Raw genomic sequence first — 1686 nt, 5'->3', positions numbered from 1 at the left:
GCGCCGGGATCGATAAATTTATCCGTGGCGGAAAGGTGGGACGGGGCGCGGCGCGGCGACATGCCGCCTGATCGTAGGCTGAGCGCGCATGGGCGGCGCGCCTGCGGCATTTTGATTCAGGTCATTCATGATTCAGATGGCGGGCACGGCCGAAGCCGCGCCCGCCGGATTTCGGAAATCAATAGCGGTAGTGCTCGGGCTTGAAGGGACCTTCCTACGCGACGCCGATATACTTGGCCTGCTTGTCGTTGAGATCGGTGAGTTTCACGCCGATCTTGGCGAGGTGCAGGCGGGCGACCTTCTCGTCGAGCGTCTTCGGCAGGATGTAGACCTGCTTCTGGTATTCTTCGGGCTTGGTGAAGAGCTCGATCTGGGCCAGCGTCTGGTTGGTGAAAGACGCCGACATGACGAAGCTCGGATGGCCGGTTGCGTTGCCAAGGTTCACCAGCCGCCCCTCGGACAGCAGGATGATGCGCTTGCCGTCGGGGAACTCGATCTCGTCGACCTGTGGCTTGACGTTGTGCCACTTATAGTTCCGCAGCGCGCCGAGCTGGATCTCGGACTCGAAGTGGCGGATGTTGGAGATGATGGCGCGGGGCTTCATCGCGCGCATGTGGTCGACGGTGATGATGTCGACATTGCCGGTGGCGGTGACGAAGATGTCGGCCTGCGGGGCCGCCTCGTCCATGGTCGTCACCTCGTAGCCCTCCATCGCCGCCTGCAGGGCGCAGATCGGGTCGATCTCGGTGACGATCACGCGGGCGCCCTGGCCGCGCAGCGAGGAGGCGCAGCCCTTGCCGACGTCGCCGTAGCCGCAGACGACCGCGACCTTGCCGCCGATGAGGACGTCGGTGGCGCGGTTGATGCCGTCGATGAGCGAGTGGCGGCAGCCGTACTTGTTGTCGAACTTGGACTTGGTGACCGAGTCGTTGACGTTGATCGCGGGGAACAGCAGTTCGCCGCGGCGGAACATCGCCTCGAGGCGGTGCACGCCCGTGGTGGTCTCCTCCGACACCCCGACGATCCCGGCGGCCATGCGCGTAAAGCGCGTGGGGTCGCTGGCGATGGAGCGGCGAATGACGGCACGCATGCCCTCGACCTCGGCGTTGTATGCGGGGTCCTCCTCCTCGAGCGGCGCGGGGACCTCCCCGAGCTTCTCGAGGCGGACGCCCTCGTGCACCAGCAGGGTGGCGTCGCCGCCGTCGTCAAGGATGATCGTGGGGCCGTCGTGGCCCTCCCACGTGAGGATGCGGTCCGTGTAGTCCCAGTAGTCGGCGATGGTCTCGCCCTTGGTCGCGAACACGGGAACCCCGGCAGGGGCCGAGTAGGTGCCCTTGCCCACGACGATTGCCGCCGCCGCATCGTCCTGCGTCGAGAAGATGTTGCACGAGGCCCAGCGCACGTCGGCTCCAAGTGCCGTCAGCGTCTCGATGAGCACCGCGGTCTGGGTGGTCATGTGCAGCGAGCCTGCGATACGCGCACCGGCGAGCGGCTGAGAGTCACCGAACTCCTCGCGCAGGGCCATGAGCCCGGGCATCTCCTGCTCCGCGAGGCGGATCTGGTGGCGCCCGGCTTCTGCCAGCGACAGGTCGGCAACCACGTGGTCTGCGGCGGGGGGGGTCATGTGGGCTCGTCGTCAGGCAGGGGACGGGCCGATGCGCTGGCCGGGCTCTCGCCCACAGCGGC

The 1686-nt window shown here is 66.7% G+C and carries 1 protein-coding gene; it reads right to left on the bottom strand.

What is annotated here, in order from left to right; translation table 11 throughout:
- Positions 1–214: 214 nt before the first annotated feature.
- The gene (gene ahcY, locus ACK5NO_RS01850) at positions 215–1624 is read right to left on the bottom strand and encodes an adenosylhomocysteinase (RefSeq protein WP_416810966.1); all 1410 of its coding nucleotides are present in this window, start codon (positions 1622–1624) and stop codon (positions 215–217) included.
- Positions 1625–1686: the final 62 nt, after the last annotated feature.

Origin of the sequence: Demequina sp. (genome assembly GCF_047975725.1) — a bacterium.
Taxonomy (GTDB): domain Bacteria; phylum Actinomycetota; class Actinomycetes; order Actinomycetales; family Demequinaceae; genus Demequina.
This window is presented reverse-complemented; position numbering and strand designations above follow the sequence as displayed.